The organism is Herbiconiux sp. (assembly GCF_004297105.1).
Taxonomy (GTDB): Bacteria; Actinomycetota; Actinomycetes; order Actinomycetales; family Microbacteriaceae; genus Herbiconiux.
Map to the genome: position 1 here is coordinate 221,780 of NZ_SCVE01000012.1, position 22,473 is coordinate 244,252.

At 68.8% G+C, this 22,473-nt stretch carries 22 protein-coding genes; 8 read left to right on the forward strand and 14 right to left on the reverse strand.

Translation table 11 applies throughout. The annotated features are described in order from the left end of the window. Positions 1-79 precede the first annotated feature (79 nt). Positions 80-541, reverse strand: coding sequence for a metalloregulator ArsR/SmtB family transcription factor (locus tag EPO52_RS07420; RefSeq protein WP_290804107.1), 462 nt, complete (start codon positions 539-541; stop codon positions 80-82). Between the two features lie 120 nt (positions 542-661). Here EPO52_RS07420 and EPO52_RS07425 point away from each other — a divergent pair, with 120 nt between their 5' ends. Together EPO52_RS07425 and EPO52_RS07430 are read left to right on the forward strand one after the other, a co-directional pair. Then, positions 662-2,149, forward strand: a complete 1,488-nt coding sequence (locus tag EPO52_RS07425; RefSeq protein ID WP_290804109.1) for a potassium transporter TrkG — start codon at positions 662-664, stop codon at positions 2,147-2,149. After that, entirely contained in the window at positions 2,142-2,813 is a 672-nt protein-coding gene (locus EPO52_RS07430) for a TrkA family potassium uptake protein (RefSeq protein WP_290804111.1), read from the forward strand. Before EPO52_RS07425 ends, EPO52_RS07430 begins: the two co-directional genes overlap by 8 nt. A gap of 213 nt (positions 2,814-3,026) precedes the next feature. Here EPO52_RS07430 and proC read toward each other — a convergent pair whose 3' ends face one another. Beyond that, positions 3,027-3,890, reverse strand: coding sequence for a pyrroline-5-carboxylate reductase (gene proC / locus EPO52_RS07435; RefSeq protein WP_290804113.1), 864 nt, complete (start codon positions 3,888-3,890; stop codon positions 3,027-3,029). Between the two features lie 83 nt (positions 3,891-3,973). On the opposite strand from proC, the gene EPO52_RS07440 reads away from it, so the two are divergent. Continuing rightward, entirely contained in the window at positions 3,974-4,936 is a 963-nt protein-coding gene (locus EPO52_RS07440) for a cation diffusion facilitator family transporter (protein ID WP_290804116.1), read from the forward strand. After that, the gene (locus tag EPO52_RS07445) at positions 4,933-5,652 is read left to right on the forward strand and encodes a glutamine amidotransferase (RefSeq protein ID WP_290804118.1); all 720 of its coding nucleotides are present in this window, start codon (positions 4,933-4,935) and stop codon (positions 5,650-5,652) included. Before EPO52_RS07440 ends, EPO52_RS07445 begins: the two co-directional genes overlap by 4 nt. 175 nt (positions 5,653-5,827) lie before the next feature. Here EPO52_RS07445 and tadA read toward each other — a convergent pair whose 3' ends face one another. Next, positions 5,828-6,265, reverse strand: coding sequence for a tRNA adenosine(34) deaminase TadA (gene tadA, locus EPO52_RS07450; protein WP_290806148.1), 438 nt, complete (start codon positions 6,263-6,265; stop codon positions 5,828-5,830). A 76-nt stretch (positions 6,266-6,341) separates the two neighbouring features. On the opposite strand from tadA, the gene upp reads away from it, so the two are divergent. Beyond that, positions 6,342-6,974 (forward strand): uracil phosphoribosyltransferase, encoded by a 633-nt coding sequence (gene upp, locus EPO52_RS07455; protein ID WP_290804121.1) that lies wholly within the window; start codon positions 6,342-6,344, stop codon positions 6,972-6,974. A 137-nt stretch (positions 6,975-7,111) separates the two neighbouring features. Here the strand turns inward: upp and EPO52_RS07460 are convergent, their stop codons facing one another. Then, complete coding sequence (locus tag EPO52_RS07460) at positions 7,112-8,578, reverse strand: MFS transporter (protein WP_290804124.1); 1,467 nt, start codon at positions 8,576-8,578, stop codon at positions 7,112-7,114. 377 nt (positions 8,579-8,955) lie between these two features. Here EPO52_RS07460 and EPO52_RS07465 point away from each other — a divergent pair, with 377 nt between their 5' ends. Then, positions 8,956-9,660 carry a winged helix-turn-helix domain-containing protein gene (locus EPO52_RS07465; RefSeq protein WP_290804126.1) on the forward strand — a complete coding sequence of 235 codons (705 nt, stop codon included), beginning with the start codon at positions 8,956-8,958 and terminating at the stop codon, positions 9,658-9,660. Between the two features lie 157 nt (positions 9,661-9,817). On the opposite strand, the gene EPO52_RS07470 is transcribed toward EPO52_RS07465, so the two are convergent. The 3 genes from EPO52_RS07470 to EPO52_RS07480 form a co-directional block, all read right to left on the reverse strand. Continuing rightward, positions 9,818-11,131, reverse strand: a complete 1,314-nt coding sequence (locus EPO52_RS07470; RefSeq protein ID WP_290804128.1) for an MFS transporter — start codon at positions 11,129-11,131, stop codon at positions 9,818-9,820. Beyond that, positions 11,128-11,718: a helix-turn-helix domain-containing protein gene (locus EPO52_RS07475; RefSeq protein ID WP_290804131.1), complete on the reverse strand. Its 591-nt coding sequence runs from the start codon at positions 11,716-11,718 to the stop codon at positions 11,128-11,130. The genes EPO52_RS07470 and EPO52_RS07475 overlap by 4 nt, the downstream gene beginning before the upstream one ends. Before the next feature lie 106 nt (positions 11,719-11,824). Next, positions 11,825-12,721 carry an oxidoreductase gene (locus tag EPO52_RS07480; protein WP_290804133.1) on the reverse strand — a complete coding sequence of 299 codons (897 nt, stop codon included), beginning with the start codon at positions 12,719-12,721 and terminating at the stop codon, positions 11,825-11,827. A gap of 62 nt (positions 12,722-12,783) precedes the next feature. On the opposite strand from EPO52_RS07480, the gene EPO52_RS07485 reads away from it, so the two are divergent. Next, the gene (locus tag EPO52_RS07485) at positions 12,784-13,392 is read left to right on the forward strand and encodes a TetR/AcrR family transcriptional regulator (protein ID WP_290804136.1); all 609 of its coding nucleotides are present in this window, start codon (positions 12,784-12,786) and stop codon (positions 13,390-13,392) included. A gap of 52 nt (positions 13,393-13,444) precedes the next feature. On the opposite strand, the gene EPO52_RS07490 is transcribed toward EPO52_RS07485, so the two are convergent. Genes EPO52_RS07490 through EPO52_RS07510 form a run of 5 tightly spaced genes read right to left on the reverse strand, consistent with a single transcriptional unit; the run spans position 13,445 to position 18,755 of the window. Next, positions 13,445-14,632, reverse strand: coding sequence for a serine hydrolase domain-containing protein (locus EPO52_RS07490; RefSeq protein ID WP_290804139.1), 1,188 nt, complete (start codon positions 14,630-14,632; stop codon positions 13,445-13,447). Beyond that, positions 14,629-15,618, reverse strand: coding sequence for a glycosyl hydrolase family 32 (locus tag EPO52_RS07495; protein ID WP_290804141.1), 990 nt, complete (start codon positions 15,616-15,618; stop codon positions 14,629-14,631). The genes EPO52_RS07490 and EPO52_RS07495 overlap by 4 nt, the downstream gene beginning before the upstream one ends. 7 nt (positions 15,619-15,625) lie before the next feature. Continuing rightward, positions 15,626-16,450 (reverse strand): carbohydrate ABC transporter permease, encoded by an 825-nt coding sequence (locus EPO52_RS07500; RefSeq protein ID WP_290804143.1) that lies wholly within the window; start codon positions 16,448-16,450, stop codon positions 15,626-15,628. Further along, positions 16,447-17,409 (reverse strand): sugar ABC transporter permease, encoded by a 963-nt coding sequence (locus EPO52_RS07505; RefSeq protein WP_363339627.1) that lies wholly within the window; start codon positions 17,407-17,409, stop codon positions 16,447-16,449. The genes EPO52_RS07500 and EPO52_RS07505 overlap by 4 nt, the downstream gene beginning before the upstream one ends. Next, positions 17,406-18,755: an extracellular solute-binding protein gene (locus EPO52_RS07510; RefSeq protein ID WP_290804146.1), complete on the reverse strand. Its 1,350-nt coding sequence runs from the start codon at positions 18,753-18,755 to the stop codon at positions 17,406-17,408. The genes EPO52_RS07505 and EPO52_RS07510 overlap by 4 nt, the downstream gene beginning before the upstream one ends. A gap of 153 nt (positions 18,756-18,908) precedes the next feature. Here EPO52_RS07510 and EPO52_RS07515 point away from each other — a divergent pair, with 153 nt between their 5' ends. Next, positions 18,909-20,015: a LacI family DNA-binding transcriptional regulator gene (locus tag EPO52_RS07515; protein WP_290804149.1), complete on the forward strand. Its 1,107-nt coding sequence runs from the start codon at positions 18,909-18,911 to the stop codon at positions 20,013-20,015. Between the two features lie 4 nt (positions 20,016-20,019). On the opposite strand, the gene EPO52_RS07520 is transcribed toward EPO52_RS07515, so the two are convergent. Together EPO52_RS07520 and EPO52_RS07525 are read right to left on the reverse strand one after the other, a co-directional pair. Next, on the reverse strand, positions 20,020-20,289 hold the full coding sequence (locus tag EPO52_RS07520; protein WP_290804152.1) for an HPr family phosphocarrier protein: 270 nt from the start codon (positions 20,287-20,289) through the stop codon (positions 20,020-20,022). A gap of 30 nt (positions 20,290-20,319) precedes the next feature. Next, positions 20,320-22,458 (reverse strand): fructose-specific PTS transporter subunit EIIC, encoded by a 2,139-nt coding sequence (locus tag EPO52_RS07525; protein WP_290804155.1) that lies wholly within the window; start codon positions 22,456-22,458, stop codon positions 20,320-20,322. Positions 22,459-22,473: the final 15 nt, after the last annotated feature.

Consider the following 22,473-nt stretch of genomic DNA (forward strand, 5'->3'; position numbering starts at 1 on the left):
ACACTAGCGTCATAGGCGTCGCACATACAAGACGCGTCACTCACGTCACATCTGCCCCAGGCCGGGCGAGCACGGAGGGTCAGCGACGGAGCTTCGACACCAGGTCTTCGGTGACCGACTTCACCGCGTGCGAGGTGGCCGCCGCGCGACGGCCGACATTGGCTCCGAAGGTGGAGGCGGCCGACTTCACGGCGTCGGAGGCGTTCTCCCACAGCTCGTCTTCTTCGGTGGAGTCGAAGTCGGCGGAGAGGAAGGGGATGATCCAGTCCTCCACGTCTTCGAGGGGGGTCACGTCGATCTTGTAGAAGCGGTGCTGGCCCTCTTCGCGCACCACCACGAGCCCCGCATCGCGCAGCACCTTGAGGTGCTTCGACACCGTGGGCTGACTCAGTTCGAGCTGGGAGACGAGCTCGGAGACACTGAATTCCCCTTCGCCCGCTCCGGATGCGCTGGCCTGGTCGGCGGCCACGTAGCGCTCGAGCAGCAACGACAGGAGCTGACGCCTCGTGGGGTCAGCAATCACTGAGAAGATGTCGGCCATGCGACAAGGCTAGTGGGGAAGACCTGCAAAAGTGCCACCTTCGACGAGCGTGTAACCCCCGGTAGCATTGCAGCGTTCGCGGAGGGTCGCCCGGACGCCTGCCTGATGCGAGGATGAGAGATGACCAGTCGCAGCACCGCGATCAGCCGCAATCCGCTGAATCGCAGCCGCTCCGTGGCCGGCCGGGTGCGCAACGGCTTCCGCGAGTTCTCGGAGAACTCGCCCTCGCGTTTCGCGATCCTCATCTTCGCCAGCCTCATCGTCATCTTCACCGTGCTGTTCTCGCTCCCCATCGCGAGCGCCGACGGCACGGTCACCGGCCTCGCCGACTCCCTCTTCACCGCCGTCTCGGTGATCTGCGTCACCGGCCTCGCGACCGTCGACATGGCCACCCACTGGTCGGCGTTCGGCCACGTCATCATCTTCATCGGGGTGCAGATCGGGGCGCTCGGCGTGCTGACCCTGGCGAGCATCCTGGGTCTGGCCGTGTCCCGCCGACTCGGTCTGCGCGCCCGGCTCATCGCCGCCAGCGACACCAACCCCCTCCGGATGCACCACGGGCCGGTCGCCGAGGGCCAAGCCGTGCGCCTCGGCGAGATCGGCAGTCTGCTGGCCACCGTCGCCATCAGCGCCGCCGTGATCGAGGTGGTGCTCGCGGGTCTGCTGTTCCCCCGGATGCTGCTCGACGGCATCCCCGTCGGCGAGGCCGTGTGGCACAGCTTCTACTACTCGGCCATGGCCTTCACGAACACCGGATTCTCGCCGAACGCCGAGGGGCTCACGCCGTTCGCGAACGACTACTTCTTCTTGACCATCCTCATGGTGGGGGTCTTCCTCGGCAGCATCGGCTTCCCGGTGATCTACACGCTCTCGCGCAGCCTCAAGGCCTGGCACGTGCGCCGCAAGACCAAGAAGCGGCCCGAGACCCGGGTGCGCTGGTCGGTGCACGTGAAGCTCACCCTCGTCACGAGCGCCCTGCTCATCGTGGCGGGCGCGGTGCTCTACATCGTGCTGGAGTTCGACAACCCCGACACCTTCGGCGGGCTGAACGCCGGAGACACGGTCTTTCAGAGCTTCTTCCTCTCGGTGATGACGCGCTCGGGCGGCTTCTCCACCATCTCGATTCCCGACCTGAACGGGTCGAGCCTGCTGGTCACCGACATGCTCATGTTCATCGGCGGCGGCTCGGCGTCGACGGCCGGTGGCATCAAGGTCACCACGCTCGCCGTCCTCTTCCTCGCCGCGTTCGCCGAGGCGCGCGGCGTGCAGGACATGGAGTCGTTCGGCCGGCGCATCCCCGGCGACGTGCTGCGCCTCGGCGTCTCGGTGGTGCTGTGGGGGGCGACCACGGTGGCGGTGTCGAGCATCCTCATCCTGCAGATCTCGAAGGCGCCGCTCGATTTCGTGCTGTTCGACGTGATCTCGGCGTTCGCGACCTCCGGCCTCACCACCGGTCTCACCGCTTCTCTCCCGGATGCGGGCGTGTACATCATGGCGGCCACGATGTTCATGGGGCGCGTTGGTACTGTGACACTTGCCGCCGCCCTCGCCGCGAGCCAGCGGCAGCAGCTCTACAAACGCCCGGAAGAGAGGCCCATCGTTGGTTGACCGGATCAAGCACGACGCACCCGTGCTCGTCATCGGGCTCGGCCGCTTCGGCGCCGCCACCGCCGGCGAGCTCGACCGCCTGGGCCGCGAGGTGCTCGCGATCGACGAAGACGAGCGGCTCGTGCAGAAGTGGTCGGAGCGCGTCACGCACACGGTGCAGGCGGATGCCAAGAACGTCGAAGCTCTGCGGCAGATCGGGGCGCAGGAGTTCCAGGTCGCCGTGGTGGCCGTCGGCTCGTCGATCGAGGCCTCCGTGCTGATCACCGCGAACCTCGTCGACCTGAAGGTGCCGCAGATCTGGGCGAAGGCCATCTCGCGCTCGCACGGCAAGATCCTGGAGCGCATCGGGGCGAACCACGTGATCTATCCCGAGGCCGAGGCCGGCGAGCGCGTCGCCCACCTGGTGTCGGGCCGGATGCTCGACTTCATCGAGTTCGACGACGACTTCGCGCTCGTGAAGATGTACCCGCCGAAGCCGATCCGGGGTCTCAACCTCACCGAGTCGGGCGTGCGGTCGAAGTACCACGTGACGGTCGTGGGCGTGAAGAGCCCGGGCAAGCCGTTCACCTATGCCACGGAGTCGACCGTGGTCTCGAACCATGACCTCATCATCGTCTCGGGCAAGAGCTCGGACATCGAGACGTTCGCCGCGCTCGGCAACTGACCGTCGCTGGTTGGCGGGGCTCGCCGCCGGGCGACCCGGCGGGCGGGTTGCCCGGCTGCCGGAACGGCCGGCTGCCGGCTTGCCACAAGGTGTGGCAACCGGATGCGACTTGCCACAACTTGTGGCAAGTCGCGAGCGTGGTTCGCAGCCGAGTTGACAGTAGTTGTCGCCTGGAGGGGCGACTTGCCACAAGTTGTGGCAAGTCGAGAGTGCCTAGCCCGCGGCGAGTTCCTTGGCGCGGGCCAGCGCCGCGTCGGTGGCCTTCGTGAAGAGGGCCGGGAGGTCGGCATCCTGCAGCACGGCGATCGCGCGCTCGGTGGTGCCCTTGGGGCTGGTCACCTGGATGCGTAGGTCGGTGGGCGTCTTGCCCGAGGCCACCAGGAGCTCCGCCGCGCCGGCGAAGGTGCCGTTCACGAGGATCGCCGCCTGCTCGTCGGTGAACCCCTTCTCCACAGCGGCAGCGGTCATCGCTTCTATCAACAGAAACACGTACGCGGGGCCCGACCCGGAGATCGTGCTGAGAGCATCGAGCTGTGATTCCGGAACCTCGACCACCGTCCCCACCGTCTCGAACAGCGCACGCACGAGCGCCAGCTCGGGGTCGGTCGAGCGCGTTCCGGGCGAGATCCCCGTCACGGCCTTGCCCACCACCGCAGGGGTGTTCGGCATCGAGCGGATGACGGCGATGCCCTCCGGCAGGTGCTCCTCGAAGGTGGCCACGGTCACGCCGGCGGCGACGCTCACCACCACGGTCCCGGGCTCGAGCGCGTCGGCGACCTCGTCGAGCAGATCGGGCACCATCGCCGGCTTCACCGCCACGAGAACCACGGATGCCCCGGCCACCGCGCGACGGTTCGCATCGGGGTCGTCGTCGGTGGCGAAGGCGGTGACGGCGGGCTCATCGTCGAACTCCGCAGCCTTCGCGGCCGAGCGGTTCGTCACCCGGATGCCGCCGGTCACGTGCACGTGCGGGGCCAGCAGCCCGGAGAGGATGGCGCGGCCCATCGAACCGGCGCCGAGAACGGCGATCGAGGGGAGTTCAGTGGTCTGTGATTCGTCGGACTCAGCGCTGCTCATCCGACCATCCTAGGATTGGCGGCAGCGGAGTCGATGGGCCGAAGAACGACGCCGATCGCCGCGGAACGAGAAGAGGACGAGACGTGAGCACTTCTGGTGGCACCCGGGCGATCATCGCGGCCCTGCTGGCGAACGTCGGGATCGCGATCGCGAAGTTCGTGGCGTTCTTCCTCTCCGGCTCGTCTTCGATGCTCGCAGAAGGTGTGCACTCGCTCGCCGACTCCGGCAACCAGCTCCTCCTGCTCCTCGGCGGCCGCCAGGCGAAGAAGAAGGCCGACAAGGAACATCCGTTCGGCTACGGCCGCGAGCGTTACGTGTACGCCTTCGTGGTGTCGATCATCCTGTTCTCGGTGGGTGGCGTCTTCGCCATCTACGAGGGCATCGAGAAGATCACCCACCCGCACGCGATCGAGCTGCCGTGGATCCCGATCGCCGTGCTCGTGATTGCCATCGGGCTCGAGAGCTTCTCGCTTCGCACCGCCATCAAGGAGTCGAACCACACCCGCGGAAAGCAGAGCTGGGTGCAGTTCGTGCGCCGCGCCAAGGCCCCCGAGCTGCCCGTGGTGCTGCTCGAAGACACGGCGGCGCTCACCGGTCTGGCGTTCGCCTTCCTCGGCGTGGGGCTCTCGGTCATCACGGGCAATGGCATCTGGGACGGCATCGGAACCCTCTTCATCGGCGCCCTGCTCGTGGTCGTGGCGATCATCCTGGGCATCGAGACCAAGAGCCTGCTCGTGGGCGAGGGCGCGACGGATGCCGACCACGATGCCATCGTGGCGGCCATCGAGTCGACCCCCAAGGTCGACCGCCTCATCCACATCAAGACCCTCTACCTCGGGCCCGACGAACTGCTCGTCGGTGCGAAGATCGCGCTCGACCCCGAATCGGAGCTGCGCGACGTGGCCGAGACCATCAATGAGGTCGAAGGCAACATCCGGGAGGCGGTCCCCCTGGCACGGGTGATCTACATCGAGCCCGACGTGTTCGTGGCACCGGTCGAGACCGAGTTGAACACCTCGGCCATCATCATCAAGAGCGCCGATTGAGCAGGCAGCGGCGGCGGGCGGCGGTCATCCGCCACGAAGCCCACGTGCATCTCGGCAACTTCGAGACGGTGCTCGACGAGCACGGGTACGACATCGAGATCGTCGACGCGAGTGCACCGGGGTTCGAGCAGGCGCTGACGGGGGCGGCCGACGCCGACCTGCTCATCGTGCTCGGCTCCACGGCCGGCGTCTACGAGAGCGATCGCCACACCTTCATCGCCACCGAGCTCGCCGCCGTGCGCGAACGCCTGGCGTCGGAGCGGCCCACACTCGGCGTCTGCTTCGGTGCCCAGCTGATCGCGGCGGCGCTCGGCAGCGAGGTGCGCAGAGGCGGCCGGGTCGATGTGGGCTACCGCCCTCTCGCGCTGACGGATGCGGGGCTCACGTCGCCCGTGCGCCACACCGTCGGCGTCGCGATGGCCGAGTGGCACGGCGACACCTTCGACCTCCCCGAGGGCACCACGCTGCTCGCCTCGTCGGCCGCGTACGAGAACGAGGCCTACGGCATCGGCGAGTGGATGCTCGCGGTGCAGTTCCACCCCGAGCTCACCGACGAGATGCACGAGCAGTGGCTCACGGGCGACCTGCGCTACGTCACCGAGGCCGGCTACACGCCCGAGGCGCTGCGCGCCGACCGCGAGCGGCACGGCGCCGCCATGCAGGAGGCCTCGGCCCGCATGCTCGCCGACTACCTCGGGCGCCTCGATGCGCCCTAGAAACGTCGAGCACCAAACATCCGCTCTCCCCTCGCGGTCGTAGCGGGGTGCGCACTCCGACCGTCCGCGAGCGCTCCGCCTGCCCGCCCGCCGGCGGACAACTCCACACCTAGACGCAAGCGACGGCTCTACGGGGCCGGTTTCGCGGAGGATTGTGGATGTCCGCGGCGGCAGATCACTCCGACGGGCGGGATCGGAAGAACGTCGTGAGCAGCTCGGCCCCGGCCTCCGCCGACACCCCGCCCACCACCTCGACCCGGTGGTTGAGCCGCCGGTCGCGCAGCAGGTCGTAGACGGAGCCCGCGGCCCCGGCCTTCTCGTCCCACGCGCCGAACACCACCCGCGGGATACGGGCTGCCAGGATGGCGCCGGCACACATCACACAGGGTTCGAGGGTCACCACGAGCGTCGCATCCGCGAGCTGCCACGCCCCTCGCGCCGACGTGGCCTGGCGGATGGCCTCGACCTCGGCGTGCGCCGTCGGGTCGTGGCGATGCTCCTTCTCGTTGCGGCCCACGCCGATCACCGCACCGGATGCATCGAACACGATCGCGCCCACGGGCACATCATCCGTGGCCAGTGCGGCCCGCGCCTCGGCGATCGCTAGATCCATCCACTCACCGAGGGTCTCGACGGACGGGAGGACACCGGGATCGGTCACCGCGCATCCTTTCCAGTAGATTGACCTCATGCGAGTTCACGTTGCCGACCACCCGCTCATCACCCACAAACTCACGGTGCTGCGCGACGTGACGACGCCCTCCCCCACCTTCCGTTCGCTGGCCGAAGAGCTCGTGACGCTTCTCGCCTATGAGGCTACCCGCAACGTGCGCGTGCATCCGGTGACGATCCAGACCCCGGTGGCCGAGACCACCGGCGTGGCCATCAGCGACCCGCGGCCGCTCGTGGTGCCGATCCTGCGCGCCGGGCTGGGCATGCTCGAGGGCATGGTGAAGCTCGTACCGAGCGCCGAGGTCGGCTTTCTCGGCATGGTGCGCAACGAGGAGACCCTCGAGCCCACCACCTACGCCGAGCGCCTGCCCGACGACCTCTCCGACCGACAGTGCTTCGTGCTCGACCCGATGCTGGCCACCGGTGGCTCACTCGGCGCGGCCATCGAGTTCCTCTTCGCCCGCGGGGCGCAGGATGTCACGGCCATCTGCCTCCTCGCCGCACCCGAGGGTGTGGCGGCCCTCGAGAAGGCCACCGAGGGCCGCGACGTCACTCTCGTGCTCGGCGCCCTCGACGAGCGCCTGAACGAGAAGGGCTACATCGTCCCGGGCCTCGGCGACGCCGGCGACCGCCTCTACGGTACGGTCTGAATTTTCTGCTCGCGCCGCCGCCTCTGCGGCGCGAGGCGACATGTTCGCGTGCCGTCACTGCCGACCGCACACCACGCGACTGAAAGCTGCTGGGCCTTATCGACGGCCCAAGGCGGGACAGTCGCCGGGTCGTGACTCTAGTTCGCGGCTTTGGCTCTGCGCCGGAGGTCGACCAGGCCTATGAGCAGGGCGACCAGCACCAGCGCCAGCGTCACCAGGAAGCCGTTGCGGTAGCCCTCGTGGTAGGTGTCGACCATGTCGGCGCCCGGGGCCTCGCGGTAGAGCGTCGCGAAGAAGAGCGACGAGGCCGCTGCAACCCCCACCGCGGTGCCGACCCGCTGCCCCACCTGGGCCATCGACCCCGCCACACCGCCCTCGGTCACCGGGATCTCGGCGAGCGTCAGCGTCTGGTTCGGTGAGATCACGAGACCGCCCCCGATGCCGGCCACGGCCATCGCACCGCCCATCCACCAGATCGAGTACTCGGCCGGCGGCACCTCCGCCGCCACGAGCAGCAGTACGAACCCCACGAATGCGATGCCGAGCCCGAGCACCACGAGGGAGCGCCCGTAGCGGTTCACCAACCGGCCGCCGATGAGCGAACTGACCGCCGAGGTCAGCGCGAACGGGATGCTCACCATGCCCGCGAACACCGGCGGATACCCGAGCCCCTGCTGCAGGAACAGCGTCGTCAGGAGAAACACCGCCGGGATGGCGGCGAAGTAGGCCGTGGCCAGCAGCAGCCCGTTGCGGTAGGAGCCGAGCCGGAACAGCGCGAACTGGATGGCGGGCGACTTGCCCGCCGCTTCGTAGCGCCGCTCCCAGAGCACGAACAGAGCGATCGCGGCCGCGCTCGCGGCGAGCCACAGCCAGCGCAGGGGAGCGTCGTCAGGCCCTCCCGTCGTCAGCACGAACGGCAGCATGAAGGCGAACACACCGATGCCGAGCAGCACGATGCCGACGAGGTCGAGGTTGCGCGCCCCCGGCTGGTGCGGCTGGGTGCGGGGGAGCAGCCGAAGGGCGAAGGCGAGCGCGATGATGCCGAGGGGCACGTTCATCCAGAACAGCAGCCGCCAGCCATCCGTTGCTCCGCCCACCGCGATGAGAAGACCCCCGAGCGTCGGCCCGAATGCCGTCGCGACGCCGATCGTGGCACCGAAGAGCCCGAACGCCCGGCCGCGTGCCTCACCCTGGAACAGCTGCTGCACCAGACCGAGCACCTGCGGCATCTGAACACCCGCCGCCACACCCTGCAGGATGCGCGCCACCAGCAGGGTCTCGATGTTCGGCGCCAGCGCGCACAATGCACTCGCCACGGTGAATCCGCTCAGGCCGATGACGAACATCACTTTGCGCGAGTAGAGATCACCCAGCCGGCCGGCCGGCACCAGCGCGAGCCCGAAGGCGAGCGCATAGCCCGCCACGATCACCTGCAGTGCCGACGAATCGGCACCGAGTGATTTCTCGATCGACGGCAGACCGACATTCACCTTCGACAGATCGAGGATCGTGAGGGCCGCCACGGCGATGCACACCGCGAAGGCCTGCCATTGGGATCGACTCGAGAGATTCGCAAGGGACGAAGACGAGCCGGGTGCAGTCACCTTCCGAATCTATACCGGCAGCAACTATCTCCCCAGGACTGGGGGCAGAGAATGCGCCCGATCCGGTTGACAACGGATGCGCACATCCGCTTGACTACTGCACATGACTGACAACGCGCACGCCCTGACCTCCTTTGAGGCCCCTGGGAATGCCGGCATGATGATGGCCGGCAGCGTCGTCATGTGTTGTCGAATGTGTCTCTGACGAGAATCCTCCGTCCGAGTTCCGACCCCCGCCGCCGCTGAAGGCGCGGAGCGAGTCGAACTCCCGGCATCCGGAATCATCCGGTGCCCTCCCGTGGATCCGCATCCGGATCCCGAAAACACGACACATTTCCGGCCCGCCATCCCTGGGTCGCTGCCTGAAGGACATCCCCATGTCGATCGCACACCTTGACACCCGCCCCTCCACTCTCTCGACCGTCACGCCGCTGAAGCGGGTCGAGCAGATCACCCCCGCTCCCCACATCCGCGCGGTGCCCGAAGGCACCGAGGCCCGCGGCTTCGTTCTCTACGTGGGCATCGACGAAGCCAAGGCCGCCGCCGACGGCACCGACCTCGGCCGCATCGTCGAAGCCCTCAAGGCCCTCGCCGCCGAGATCGCCCCCTCCTCGAGCACGTACGCCGCCGTGGCACTCGCCCCCCGCGGTGCGGGCGGCCGCGACGTCGACGTGGTGCGCCTCGCCCTGCAGGACCCGGCGGCGCTGGCCAAGCACCGCCAGGTTCCGGATGCCGACGACCGCGCCCGCGACGGAGTGGTGGTCGACCTCTCCCGCAAGCGGGTGCTGCTCGACAATGAGACGGCGAACCTCACCTACAAGGAGTTCGAGCTGCTGCAGTACCTCGTGCTGCGCGAGGGCCGCACCATCGAGCGCGCCGAGCTGATCAGCGCCCTGTGGAGCGCGGGCGACGACGAGGTGCCGAACGAGCGCACGATCGACGTGCACGTGCGGCGCCTGCGCTCGAAGCTCGGCGACTACGAAGACATCGTGCGCACCGTGCGCGGCGTGGGCTACCGCTTCGACCGCCACGCGGACGTGTCGGTTCGGCACAGTTCTACTCCGTCTCCCGATCTCTTTTAGAGATCGGGAGACGCTGCGCCGCCGCCTCTGCGGCGCAGCTCGGCACACGTTGCCCGTCCCTTCCTTGAGACGCCTCTCACGGTGAAAAGCGACGTACACGCCGCCGCTTTTCACCGCGCCGCAGGGGCTTCGCAGGGCATTGCTCCTTTGCTTTTCCTTAATAGCTGGTGTGGCGTTCGGCTCGTAGGGCGGGGAGGTAGAGGAGGGCGCCGAGGATGCTGAAGGTGCCTGCCGCGATCATGGCTGTTGCCGGGGTGGTCGCTTCGGCGAGTGGCGTGAGGGCCAGGAGGCCGAGGCTGTAGGCGCCGCCGGCCACCATGGAGTTCACCGACAGCACCGTGGCGCGGTTCGCCGCGACCGCCTGGCGGTGCAGGAGGGTGCTGTGCATCGGTCCCGCGGCACCGTGGGTGGCGTACGCCAGCCAATAGCCCGCCACGAGGCCTGGCAGACCCGCCGCCACACCCATCAGCACGACGAAGGCGCCGTTCAGCACGCGGGCCACGATCGCGGTCCACGCCACGCCGATCCATCGGCTCGCGAAGCCCGCCACTGCGGAGCCCGCCGCGAACACGGCCCAGGCCACGGCCGACATCGGGCCGAAGAGCGCGCCCGCGGCATCCTCGCCCCCGACGAGTTCGGCCAGGCGGATGGGCGTGAGCGTCTCGAAGGCGATCATCGCGATGCTCCAGAACACCTCGACGAGCACGAGCGCCCGCAGCACCCGCGAGCCGCCCACCACGCGCACGCCCTCGACCACCGCCGCCGGGGCGCCGCGCACCGCCCGGCCGACCGTGCCACGCGCTGCGTGCAGAATCACTTCGATGCGGGCCGCCGCACGGCGCGAGTCCGACGCGTCGCCGTTCGGTTTCCCCGTATCCGTCGCTCCTGACTCACGCACGAGCAGCGCCGTCAGCAGCGTGTGACCCGCGGAGAGCACCGCGGCCATCACGAACGGCGGCACCAGGGCAGAGACCGCAGCGATCGGATGCCACGCCACGAGCGCTCCGCCGAGGAGCGCTCCCACCGCGATCGCGCCGCCGAGCACCGTGGCCGCCCGGCTCAGAGCGCGGTCGATGGGCACGTGCGGATCCGAGGCCTGGGCCGTGTCGACGTACCAGGCCTCGAGCGGCCCGGAGTCGAGCGCCCGGAACACGCCCTGCAGCACCATGGCGATGGCGAACATCCAGAACATGTCGGCCACGACGAAGAGCACCGTCGACAGCACCGCCAGCACCCCGGATGCCACCAGCAACGGCCGGCGGCCGATCGAGTCGGCGAGGCCACCCGTCGGCAGCTCGAGCCCCAGCACCACGAATCCCTGCACCGACAGAAGCACTCCGAGCTGCACCAGGGTGATGCCTCGCTCGAGCGGCAACAGCAGGGTGAGCCCGAAAGTGAGGCCGACGGGGAGCCAGCGTGTGGTGGTGAGGATCAGCAGGCGCCGTTCCGCCTGCGCGGCGGTCAGGATCACTCGGGCAGAACGCTTGCGGGATCGACCGGGCTGGTGTGCACCACGACGAACACACGCCGGGCCCGCTCGTCACCCTCTCCAGCCGTCCGATACCGCGCGATGACGGCCGAGACCTCGCCGGCCATCGCCTCGGCCTGCTCGGGCGTCACCGTCACGACCGAATCGGACAGCCCGAGACGGTCGACCCACTCCGCCGGCCAGTGGTGCTGGGCGTCGAGCCACGCCTCGGCCCGGTGTGCGAACTGGCGCACATAGTCACGCTCGAGCCATCCCAGTGCCGTCTGCGCATCGTCGTCGTGGGCGAAGTCGGAACTCACCCAGCTGTGGAATTCGGTCGATGCACGCCACACCCGCCGTTTACCGACACCGTCGCCGGTGTCGGTGACGAGCCCCACACCCTCGAGGGCGCGGAGGTGATAACTGGTGGCGCCGGTGTTCGTGACCAGAGCTGTGGCGAGTTCGGTGGCCGTCGCCGGCCCGTGCAGTCGTAGCCGGCTCAGGATGCGCGAGCGCAGAGGATGCGCGAGCACGCGCACCGCCTTCTCATCGAGGCGGAGGCCGGTATACGAGGCATCATCGTGAGGCATGGAGACAGCATGCCATGCCTGATTTGTGTGCACAAGTATTCTGCACACAAATCATGCTCTCCCGACGTCGTGTGACCTTTCCGAGGCTTTTGACCGGTCGCGACGGTCAGGTGGCGGTTGTCGAGGCGAGGGGGAAGGTGGTGTGAGTGAGTTCTTCGGAGACCACCCAGAGGTGGCGTGCGAGCTGAACGTCATGCGCTGCCGCTGAGCGGTTGACCAGGGTTGCGGGGCCACGGACTCCGAATCGGCTGGGGCCGGCGAAGGAGTCGCCGGGAACCTCGCCCGTGGTGGCGAGGAGAGTGGGGAGGGCTCCTCCTTCCGGACCGTGTGCCATCAGTGGGGTGGCGAGGGCGCTCAGGCGGTCGATGACGCGATTGCCGCTGGTGATGGTGAATCCTGTCGAGGCCCAGCCGGGATGGGCGGCGTTCGAGCGCACGAGTGACCCCGCATCCGTGAGGCGTCGTTGCAGTTCGGCCGTGAACAAGAGGTTTGCCAGCTTCGACTGTCCGTAGGCACCGAATGGACGGTAGCGCCGGTGTTCCCACTGCAAGTCGTCGAAGTCAATGGACGCGGAGTTGTGCGCGGTGGACGTGACGGTCACGACGCGGGCGGTGACGCGATCGATCAGGAGGTTCGTGAGGGCGAAGTGTCCGAGGTGGTTCACGCCGAACTGGCTTTCGAAGCCATCCCTGGTGGCCTGCCGGGTGCTGCTCATGGCCCCGGCGTTGTTGATCAGGTAGTCGATCGATCCGTCGAATCCGTCGGCGAATTCGCGCACCGAGGACAGCGACGACAGGTCCAGGCGGCGAGCTTCTGCGCCGGATCCGATCGCCTGCGCTGCGGCCCGGCCTTTCTCGAGGTCGCGGACCGCGAGGACCACCCGGGCACCCTTCGCGGAGAGCGCTGCCGCCGCCGCGTAACCGATACCGCTGTTGCCGCCCGTGATCACCGCCGTACGTCCGGTCTGGTCGGGAATGAGGGACGAAGAAGGGAGTCGTGTCATGCCTCCACAGTAGGCAGTGCCAACATTGTTGTCAATGACAACACACGCGGTAGGCTATCCCTATGGCAGACACCACTCCTTATCGACGGAGCAATCTCCGGGAGGCTCTTCTCGATCGAGCCATGATCGTTCTCGGTCACCGTGGCGCGGAAGCGTTGTCGCTTCGCGAGCTGGCGCGGGATCTCGGGGTCTCCCATGCAGCGCCGGCCCGGCATTTCGCCGACCGCCAGCGCCTGCTCCAAGCGCTGGCTGTTGAGGGATTTCACCAGCTCGCCGAGGAGATCTCCCGGGCGATCGCGTCGACACCCGAGCTGCAGGGCCAAGCGCGCCGGGTGGCGGGGGCTTACGTCGCCTTCGGGATCGAGAAGCCGAACCTTGTCGATGTCATGTTCCGGCACGAGAGCGAAGACGGTGAGGGGGTGATCGGGGCGAGCGCGGCCAAGACGTTCGAGCCCCTCCTGCAGCTTTTTCGCGACGCAGAACACGACGGGGTCGTGCCTGCCGGGGAGGCCGAAGTCACGGCCACGGTGTTCTTGGCGGCGCTTCAAGGGATCGCCGCGTTGGTGAATTGCGGCGTGGTGTCGCCGGACACCGTGCCTCACCTCGTGGACAACGCCGTGCCCCGGTTCATCGCTTCGCCGGACGACAACGGGCGGGCTGTGCGCTCGTGAGCCGAGCCACCCCGCCACCTGAGGCCATGGCCTCATTACAGCTCGAGGCCGCTCAGCGCCCGGCGTCGTCCAGCACCTGTCCGAGCGCGTCCACGATCGCGGTTCCCCGGGGGTCGTCGGCCTCCATCCGGTTGGTGAGGAAGGCGAAGCCGATCTCATGTCGCCGGTCGGCGAAGGCCACCTGCCCGCCCGCACCGTCGTGGCCGAAGCTCTCGGCCCCGAGATAGCGGCGCGCTGCGGAATCGAGCTGGAACCCCATCCCCCAGCGCGGCCACGGCCCGGGGGCCGTGAAGTGCGGCGGCCCGGCGCTCTGCTCCCGGGTGGCGAGCTCGAGGGTCGCGTCATCCAGCAACCGTTGTCCGTTCGTGGCATGGACGGTGGCCGACCAGATCGTGGCGAGAGCCCGGGCGGAGGCGATCCCGCCGGCCCCCGGGATCTGGGCGGCCTGCACATCGGCGCGATTGAAACCATCGTCGTCCCCGACGAGTTCGGGAGGCAATGCGCCGCCGAGGGTCATCGCACGGCCGAGCCAATCGACATCGAGGTGTCGCGCCTCATCGGCCTGCCGAGCGGTGAGGTCGCGCAGCGTCGGCCCGACCACCAGGTGCGCGACATCCGCATGGCGCTCTTCGGGCAGACCCACCCAGGCATCGACCGCGAGCGGTGTGGTGACGAGCTGCCTCAGGTACTCGCCCGGGAGGAGACCGGTGACGCGACGCACCAGTTCTCCGGTGAGCCAGCCGTGCGTGATGGCGTGATAGCTCCAGGCCGCCCCGGGGTGCCAGAGCGGTTCCTGCGCCTCGAGCAGCGCGACGGCCCGGCTCCAGTCGAGGATGTCCTCCCGCGACCAGTCGACCCGAGGCGCCGACAGTCCCGCCCGGTGCGAGATGGCGTGCTTGACCTGTGTGGCCGACTTGCCCGCGACGGCGTATTCGGGCCAGTAGTCGGCGACCGGCGCCTCGTAGTCGAGGCGCCCCTCCTGCACGAGTCGCGCGAGGAGGATCGACATCACTCCCTTGGTGCAGGAGAAGATGACACTGGGGGTGTCGCCCGTCCACTCCCGGCCGGTGCGCGAATCGGCGACGCCCGTCCACAGATCCACGACGACCTCTCCGCGGTGGCGGATGCTCAGCGCCGCCCCGGTGCCGGCGTCCCCGTCGGCCGAGAGCCGGAACGCCTCGAGAACGGGCTCGAAGCCCGCGGCGACCGACCCTCCGATGTGCGCGCCCGTGCCGCTCACCGCACGACCTCCGTGCGGCGGGCGACGAGTCGCCCGGTCTCGTCCCACTGCAGCGGCACCGGATCGGACAGCCGCCCGATGAATGATCCGCTCGAGCCGATGTTCTCGAAGCCGAGCAGCGCCCATCCCCCCTCGGGAAGGCTCACGGCCCGGCCGGCATACAGCTCGTCGCCGGTCACCGCGTGCGCGTCGCGCAAGGAGAGGAGCTCTCCCGAGAACAGTCCGCCCTCGGGCACGGCCAGCGCCCAGACGCCCCCGCGCTCGCCGACGCGTTCTCCGGCCAGGTGAGGCGAGTCGCACGAGAACAGCAGCGCCTGGCGCCCGTCGATCTCGACGAGTTGCAGCACCTCGAGGTGCGCGAAGCCCTCTCCCGGCGCGCTCAGGGGCTCGGCCACCCGCCAGCGGTGGAGGTCGGCCGAGATCGCGTGCCCGATCACGCCGCGGTCGCGGGGATCGACGCCGTCGGCGACCGATCGCGACCGAGCGGTGATCAGCATGTGCCAGGCGCCGTCCGCGTCCTGCGCGATCCAGGGATCCCGCCAGGCCTCCTCGTGCCAGGTGCCGTCGGCGAGGGTCTCGTACCAGTCGGGATCGGCCGAGAGCGTCACGGCCGGGTCTTTCGTCCAGGTGTGGAGATCCGCCGAGGTGGCCGAGAGCACGGTCTCGATGTTGGTGCGCTCCTCCTCCGCCGGGAACCGCGACCCGGTGTAGAACATGCGCCACACGCCGGACGGATCGCGCAGGACGCTTCCGGTCCAGGTCGCGGTCGCGTCCGCGGCATCCGGGAGTCCGTGCTCGATCACCGGGCCGTGATCGGTCCAGGTGCGCAGGTCGGTCGACGTGGCGTGGCCGATGGCGGCGTTGCGGTGCCGCAGCTCCGGGTCACCGAGTTCCTTGGGCGCGTGGAGGTAGTAGAGGTGGAAGGTGTCACCCTCGCGGGCGGTCCAGAAGTCCCACACCCAGGCGTGCGGAAGGGAGAAGGTCACGGAGGTTCTAGCCTTTCACGGCACCCTGGAGCAGGGCGCCGATGAACTGTCGTTGGAAGATGATGTAGACGATGACGGTGGGCACCATGACCAGCAACGATGCCGCGAACAGCAAGGGCAGTGCATCGATGTACTGGCCCTGGAAGGCGCCGAGGGCGCCGGCCATTGTGCGCTTGTCGGGGTCGTCGATCATCACGAGGGGCAGCAGGAACTGGTTCCAGGTCCACAGGAACAGGAGGATCCCGAGCGCCGAGAGCGCCGGCCGGGCCAGGGGCAGCTGGATGCTGCGCAGCTCCTGCCAGACGCTCGCTCCGTCGACCCGGGCCGCCTCGGAGATCTCGCGCGGCACGCCGACGAAGTGCGCCCGCATCCAGAACACGCTGAAGGGCATGTACAGACCGATCAGGGGGAGGATCACGGCCCACTGGGTGTTGATGACGCCGTAGGAGGTGAGCTGGTAGTAGAGCGGGATCACGATCGCCTCGAACGGGATGGTGAGCCCGACGATCATGCCGATCAGAACCACGCGGCCGCCGGGGATGCGCAGATTGCCCAGCGCGTACCCCGCGAGGGTGGAGAAGACCAGACACACGGGAACGACGATCGCCACGATGAACAGGCTCGAGAGCATGAGCGTGCCGATGTTGCCGACCACGAAGGCCGTGACGAAGTTCTCCCAGTGCGGGTCGGTCGGCCACGCGAAGCCGTTCGGGATGCGATCGGGTGACTGCAGAGCAGCGGCGAGCATGCTCGCGAAGGGCAGCAGGGTGAGCAGCAGGATGACGACGAGCAGGATGCGCCCGACGATCAGCTCGGTGCGGTTGACGATCACTGGTCACGCTCCCGGGAGAGTCTCTGGATGGGGATCACGATGATCAGCACGAACACGAGCAGCACGATGCCGAACGCCGAGGCGAGACCGACCTGGCTCTGCACGAAGGCGAGCCGGAAGATCGAGATGCCGGGCACGAGCGTGGTGGTGCCCGGGCCGCCCTTCGTGGTGGTGTAGATGATGTCGAAGGTGCTGAGCGCGGCGATCACCGTGATGGTCACCAGAACCGCGATCTCCTGACGGAGGCCGGGGAGGGTGACGGTGATGAACTCCCGGAACCAGCCTGCGCCGTCGAGGCGAACCGCTTCGTAGAGCGATCCGTCGATCTTGCCCATGCCGGTCAGCAGCAGCACGGTGCACAGCCCGGTCAGCACCCAGGAGCCGATGAGGCCCACCGCGGGCAGGGCCGTGTCGAACTCCCCCAGCCACGAGCGGGAGAGGAAGCCGAGCCCCACGGCATTCAGGATCGAGTTGATTGTTCCGGTCTGGGCGTACATCCACGACCAGGCGATGCCCGCCGCGACCAGCGGCACGATCTGCGGCAGGAAGAGGATGGTTCGCGAGGCGGTGGCGAACGGTCCCGGCTTCATGGTGCGCAGGAGGTTCGCCAGTGCGAGCCCGGCGACGATCGGGATGCCGGAGAAGAACAGAATGAGGATGAGGGCATTGAAGATCGGGGCGAGCAGCTCGGGGCTCGTGAAGATCTCCACGTAGTTGCCGATGCCCACCCAGGTGGACGCGCCGATGCCGTTCCACTTGTAGAACGAGTACTGCACGGCCGTGATCAGGGGGTAGATCACGAAGCAGAGGTAGGCCAGCAGGGCCGGGAGGAGCATCAGCCAGCCGGCCAGGATCATCCGTCGGGCTGCGCGCCCCCGGCGCCGCCGGGGAGCACGGGCCGGCCCGGCCGGGGTGGTGCGAGCCACCCCGGCCGAGCTGCCTTGTCGCGTGGTCGTCACTTCGCTGCGAGATCGTTCTCGTAGAACTCCTGCGTCGACTTCAGGAAGTCCTCGGGCGTGATCTTGCTGGTCAGCAGCAACTGCTCGTTGGGCTGCAGCGAGCCCTGGTAGATGCCCGCGGTGGAGTTCGCCATGAAGTCGGTGAATCCGTCATCCGCACCGACCTCGGCCGAGACCTCGAGGGCCTTCGCGATCAGGGTGCCGTCTTCGACCGTCGGGAGGGCCTGAGCGGGGTCGCCGCCCGGGGAGGCGCCCGTGACATCCACCACGATCTGGCGGGCCTTGTCGTTGGTGGCGATCCAGTTCAGGAAGAAGGCGGTGGCGTCGGCGTTCTTCGCCTTCGCGGGGATGGCGAAGGTGTTGCCGGTGCCCATGGCCACGTAGTCACCGCCCTCTTCGACGGGAGGCATCAGGAAGAACTGGGCGTTGCCCTTGCCGAGCCCGGTGTCGATGTTGGCCGCATCCCAGTTGCCGTCCCACATGAACAGGCCCTGGCCCGACGTGAAGTTGGAGACCATCGTGGTGTAGTTGATGGCGTTGACGTCGGAGGGGAGGTAGCCCTTCTCGGCCCACTCCTGGAACGTCGTCGCTCCCTTGAGGGCGGCGTCGGTCTCGATCGTGGCGCCGGGCTTGTTGAACATCCAGTCGACGAGTTCCTGCTTGTCGCCGTACTGGTTGATGAGGGCCTGCAGCACGAAGGTGCCCACGCCGTCCTGCATGCCGGTCTGGATGGGCAGCACGCCGGCGTCCTTGGCCTTCTGCAGATCGGCCTCGAGCTCGTCGAGGGTGGCCGGGACCTCGGTGATGCCCACCTGGTCGGCGAGCGCCTGGTTCATGTAGATGCCGGTGACGCTGTAGCCGATGCCGAACTGCCAGAGCGATCCGTCGCCGCGCACGCCGTTGTCGTCCATCCGGGCGCCGGCCAGCTGGCCCGCGGGGAACGTGTCCCAGCCATAGGCGTCGAAGTACGGGTCGAGGTTCGTGAGCAGGCCGTCCTTGACCGTCGTGCCGAGGGTGGAGAGCCGGATGAGGTCGGGCGCGTCGTCGCTGGCCAGCAGGCGCGGGGAGTTCGCCAGGAGGTTCTGGAAGCTGTCGCGCTTGATGTCGAATTTCACGTTCGGGTACTGCTTCGTGAACTCGTCGGCGAGGTCGGAGGTGACCGGGAACCCGGTCTCGTCCTGGATGGTGATGGTGATGTCGCCGGTCGGCGCCGCGGTGTCGACCGTGCCGCTCGCCTGGGTGGCGGGGGCGGACGATCCGGGGGCGCATGCGGCGAGGCCGAGCAGCAGAACGGCTGCGGTGGCCGTTCCGGCGACGGCGCGCCGTCGGGTATTTCGTAGTGCCATGATGACTCCTTCGTCAGGACGTAATGCTAGGGATGCGGTGGGTCGACCACTTGGTAAATGCATTTACCAATGGCTGGGGATATGATTGCTCGATCAGGCAGACATGTCAAGCGGCTCCCCCGGCCGAACCGACGTCGAGTGGGAAGGGAGTGCATGTTCGCGAAGCGGACCACGCTGGCGGATGTCGCCCGGATGGCCGGGTTGTCGCCGACGGCGGCGTCTCTCATCCTCAACGGGAAGCCCGATACCCGGTTCTCCGCCGAGGCGCACGCGCGCGTGCACGCGGCGGCCGCTGAACTGGGCTACCGGCCCAACATCGGGGCCCGCGCCCTCCGCACCGACCGTACGCTCTCGATCGCGTTCATCTCGGATGTCGTCGCCACGACCCGATTCGCCAGCGGCCTGATCCAGGGTGCTCTGGAGGAGGCCGAGCGAGCCGGGCACGTGGTGCTCGTCATGGAGACCCGCGGTGAGCCGGCCCGCGAGGTCGAGGCGATCGAAGCCGTGCTCGACCGCCAGGTCGACGGCATCATCTTCGGTACCGTGCGGGCCAGGGAGCTGTACGTTCCCGACCTGCCCGAGGCCACGAAGGTGGTCATGCTCAATGCGACCAACCCGCGTCACGGCGTCTCGGTGCTGCCCGACGAGGAGGCCGGCGGCCGGGCCGCCGTGGATCTCCTCGCGGCGGCGGGCCACTCCGAGGGAATCGCGCTCATCGGGCAGAACGACGAGGCCGAACGCGACCTGTTCCGCTCCGCCACGGTCGACCGGAGGATCCGCGGACTGCGCTCGGAGCTGGCGCAACTCGGCCTCACCCTCGTGGCGGAGGAGTCGTGCTGGGACTGGGAGCCCCACAACGGCTACGACCTCACCGCCGAGCTGCTCGACCGCCGCACCGATGTGCGGGCGCTGTTGTGCATGAACGACCGGCTCGCCTTCGGCGCCTACCAGGCCTGCACCGAACGCGGGCTGACCGTCGGCCAGGACATCTCGATCGTGTCGTTCGACAACGACGAACTCGCCTCCTACCTCCGCCCCGGGCTCACCACGATCGGTCTCCCCCACGTGGTGATGGGCCGGGAGGCCGTGCGGCTCCTGCTCTCGAACGCGGGCCCGGGCGAACGCCTGATCCCGATGCCCGTCGTCGAGCGCAGCTCGATCGCCAGGGTGACTCCGGCCCGGAGCGGCACCGCCGATCTCGCGACGAGACGGCTTGCCGAACTCCGGGCCGGAACCGGCGCGGACGCCGCCGACGCCTGAGCGCCTACTCGGCGTCGAGGTCGGTCTCGAGCAGGGCCACCAATTCGGTGAGCGCGCCGTCGGCGCCCTCGCCCTCGGCGGCGAGCACGACCGCGTCGCCGTTGCCCGCGCCGAGGCTCATGATCGACAGGATGCTCGACGCATCCATCGGCGTGCTGCCGTCTTTCGAGATGGTGACCTTCACCGGCTGGCGCTTGACGGCCTCGATGAAGAGCGATGCGGGCCGGGCGTGGAGCCCGACGCGGCTGGCGATGATGGCGGTTCTCTCGGTCATTGTTCTGTGCCTTTCGGGAGAGGGGTGGTGCTATCGGGTGACGACGGAGGTGCGCTCGGGCGCCACCTCGGTCGAGGCGGATGCCGCGTACGCGGGAGCAGGGCGGCCGTCCGCCAGCGGGCCGGCGGCGCTGCCGCGGCCGGTGGTCGCCGGCGCCGATGACCCGATGGAGGTGTTCTCCTCGCGCGGACGGCGGCGCACGAAGCGCTTGAGCACGACGACGAGCGCGGCGCTCACCACCATGCCGGCCAGGATTGCGAGCACGAACATCCCGAAGTTGCCGATGGCGAAGAACACCACGAAACCGCCGTGCGGTGCCTGCGAGGTGACGCCGGTTCCCATCACGATGGCTCCGGTGAGGGCGCTGCCGACGATGCCCGCGGGGATGACGCGCAGCGGGTCCGCCGCGGCGAACGGGATGGCGCCCTCGGAGATGAACGCCGCTCCGAGGAACCACGCCGCCTTGCCGTTCTCGCGCTCCGCCTGGCTGAAGAGCCGTCGGTCGATGACGGTGGCGAGAGCCAGGGCGAGCGGCGGAACCATACCGGCGGCCATGACCGCGGCCATGATCTGCCAGGGCGCCTGGTTCTCGACCGTTCCGGCGGCGAGGCCGGCCACGGCGAAGGCGTAGGCGACCTTGTTGATCGGGCCGCCGAGGTCGACCGCCATCATGGCACCCAGGATGACGCCCAGCAGGATCGCGGAGACTCCCGTGAGCGAGGACAGCCAGTCGTTCAGGCCGCTCATGAGCAGGGCGATCGGCCCACCGAGAACGAGCAGCATGAGTCCCGACGCGAAGATCGAGCCGAACAGCGGGATGATCACGACGGGCATGAGCCCGCGGACCACCCGTGGCACGCGCAGCCGCCCGATGGCCCAGGCGATGAACCCGGCGAGGAGGCCGCCGACCAGTCCGCCGAGGAAGCCGGCGTTCATGATGAGAGCGACGGCACCCGCGGTGAAGCCCACGGCGATGCCCGGCCGGTCGGCGATCGCGTAGGCGATGTACCCCGCGAGCGCCGGCACCAGGAAGCCCATCGAGGCGGCGCCGATCACGAACGAGACCGCTCCGAGGTACGTGGCGAGCCCGCCGTCGGGCAGGTTCCAGAGCGAGTTGTTCAGCACGATGTCGGTGGCGCTCGCATTGATCTGGTAGCCCGCGAGCAGGAAGCCGAGGGCGATCAGCAGGCCGCCGCCCGCCACGAACGGGATCATGTAGCTCACACCGGTGAGCAGGTAGCGCTTGAGCTTCGCGCCGATGTGCTCGTCGGATGCGGCTGCACCCGCGGATGCGGACGACGAGTCACCGGCCACGCGACGCGCTGCGGGGTCGGTCGCGGCGGCGAGTGCCTCGGCGATCATCGCGTCGGGCTCGTCGATGCCTCGCTTCACGGGGGCCTGGATGACGGGCTTGCCCGCGAACCGGGCCTTGTCGCGCACATCGACGTCGACGGCGAAGACCACGGCGACCGCGCGGGCGATGAGGGCCGGATCGAGCGGATCCGCTCCCGAGGAGCCCTGCGTCTCGACGTGGAGTTCCACTCCGGCCCGTTCGGCGGCGGCCACGAGGGAGTCGGCCGCCATGTAGGTGTGCGCGATCCCGGTGGGGCAGGCGGTGACGCCCACGAGCACGGGTCGTTCGCGCTCGGCCGCCGGGGCGACGGGCTCCGTCGCGGCGGCTGCCGCCGCAGGGGCCGCCGCTGAGGCAGCCGGCGTGGTGCCCGAGAGCGCACCGTCGACGAGCGCCACGATCGCCTCCTTCGTGGGGGCATCCCGCAACGCCTGCACGAACTCGGGCTTGATCAGCGACCGGGCGAGCGTCGACAGCAGCACGAGGTGCTCCTGGTCGGCGCCATCCGGTGCGGCGATGAAGAAGATGAGGTCGGCGGGACCATCGGCGGCGCCGAAGTCGACGCCCGGTCGCGGACGCGCCATGGCGAGGGTGGGCTCGAGCACCGCGGTCGAGCGGCAGTGCGGGATGGCGATGCCGCCGGGGATGCCGGTGTCGGTCTTGCTCTCCCGGTCCCAGGCGTCGGCGTAGAGAGCCTCGGCGTCGGTGGCGCGGCCCGAGGCCACGACCAGCTCGGCGAGCCGGCGGATGACCCGGGACTTCTCGGAGCCCAGGTCGAGGTCGAGAACGACCAGATCGGTGGTGATGAGTGCGGACATGGTGGGGGTGGACTC